Annotated in this window: 2 pseudogenes; both read left to right on the top strand. The window is 60.9% G+C overall.

The features are described 5' to 3' along the window. Positions 1–331: 331 nt before the first annotated feature. Positions 332–841 (top strand): annotated as a pseudogene (locus VF672_RS24540) (MCP four helix bundle domain-containing protein); the annotation flags it as partial. 630 nt (positions 842–1,471) lie between these two features. Next, positions 1,472–1,918: pseudogene (locus VF672_RS24535) on the top strand (methyl-accepting chemotaxis protein); the annotation flags it as partial.

Below are 1,918 nucleotides of genomic sequence, written 5' to 3'. Positions count from 1 at the left end.
GTGTTACCGTCGTCGGCGATGAAGAACACGAATCTTTGGCCCAATGACTCCGCAGCATTGGGCCGTCGAATCATGCTCCGCTTCATCATTCCTTTGGTAAGACTTTTAGCCACCCCACGTCAGTGCGGTGGCTTTTTTTATCCCTGTTGTTCTACGGCGACATAACGCACGTCAGCGAACACTTTGCGGCAAGAAAATTCCCTTAAAAAGAACAACGGTCGCTATTGCATTAATAGATAAATAACCCGGCATCTGCTTGTGAACTGCTATATAAGGTCACCCCAATAGTAGCCTTCTAATATCACTCACGACTTTGCGTCAGGTGCCTCTCATGTTTAAAAATCTTTCGATTGCCAAGCGCCTGGGGCTGGGCTTCGGGCTTGTCCTCGCGCTGATGATCCTCGTCACCCTCGTGGGCATGAACAGGGTCGGCTTGATTGAATCGACCCTGACCGATGTCAGCGAGGACGCTACTGTCAAACAGCGCTACGCCATTAACTTCCGCGGCAGCGTGCATGACCGCGCGATTGCCATCCGTGATGCGGTGCTGGTGCGCAACGACGCAGGGCTGGCCACCCACCTGCGCGACATTGAGCGACTGGACGGCCTCTATCAAGCCTCTGCCGCGCCCATGGACCGGATCTACCAGACCAGGGGCGCCTCGCCCCGTGAGCAGGAACGGCTGGCCAACATCAAAACCGCCGAGCGCACCGCCCTCGCCGGCACCGCACAGTTGTTGAAGCTGCGCCAGCAGGGTGAAATCGACCAGGCCCAGACGCTCTTGATGGAGCAGGTATCCGGCGCCTACAAGGACTGGCTCAATCGCATCAATGCGCTGATCGACCTGGAAGAAGCCTCCATTGGTGGGCACGTCAGTTCGGTACGGGTGACCGCCGCGCAGTTCGCCTCGCTGATGCTGCTGGCCACCGGCATCGCCGTGGTGTTGGGGATGATTGCCTCGCTGCTCATCATCCGCAGCATCAAATCGACCCTTGGGGCCGAGCCCCACGAAGTGGCGGCTTCCATCCGCCGTCTCGCGGCCGGCGAGCTGACGGACAAGATTGAAACGTCCTACCCCAACAGCGTGATGGGCGCGCTCAAGGCAACCAACCTGCACTTGTCGGCCACCATCACCGAAGTGCGTTCGGCGGCAACGGCGCTGACCCAATCCTCCGCGCAGCTGCTCTCCAGTTCCGACAGTAACAGCGAGCAGATGCGCCTGCAGGCCAGCGAAACCCAACAGATGGCCACGGCGATCAACCAGATGGCCAGCACCGTTAAAGAAGTGGCGGGTTATGCCAACAAGGCCGCCACTGCCACGCAGACGGCCGATCAGGAAGTTGAAAACGGCAAGCGCATGGTCGAAGGCACCGCGCTGGCGATGAACCAGCTGGCACGCAAGCTGGAAAGCGCCGCCGACTCGGTGGGCCAGGTCTCTAGTGACAGCCGCGCCATTGAAAACGTCGTGGCGGTGATCAACTCCATCGCCGAACGCACCAACCTGCTGGCGCTCAATGCCGCCATCGAAGCGGCACGCGCCGGGGAAGCAGGCCGCGGGTTCGCCGTCGTCGCCGACGAGGTTCGCTCGCTGGCCAATCGCACCCAGGAGTCGACCCAGGAAATCCGCGATATGGTCGGTCAGTTGCAAACGGGTGCGGTGAAGACCGCTGACCTGATGCGCGAAAGCCGCGAAATGGCCCAGCACACGGTTGAGCAGACCCACGAAGCGCAAACCGCGCTGGTGAAGATCCGCCACGAGGTCGGTGCGCTCAACGACATGAACGCGCAGATCGCCAGCGCCGCCGCGCAGCAACGGGCGGTGGCCGATGACGTCAGCGTCAACATCAACCGCATCCACGATGCGGCGCTGGAAACGGCCGTCGGCTCCAATCAGGTGGCGCGCTCCAGCCGCGAGCTG

Source organism: Pseudomonas sp. (assembly GCF_036387035.1).
Classification (GTDB): domain Bacteria; phylum Pseudomonadota; class Gammaproteobacteria; order Pseudomonadales; family Pseudomonadaceae; genus Aquipseudomonas.
Note: the sequence above shows the minus strand (reverse complement) of the source record. Positions and strands in the feature narration are given on the sequence as shown.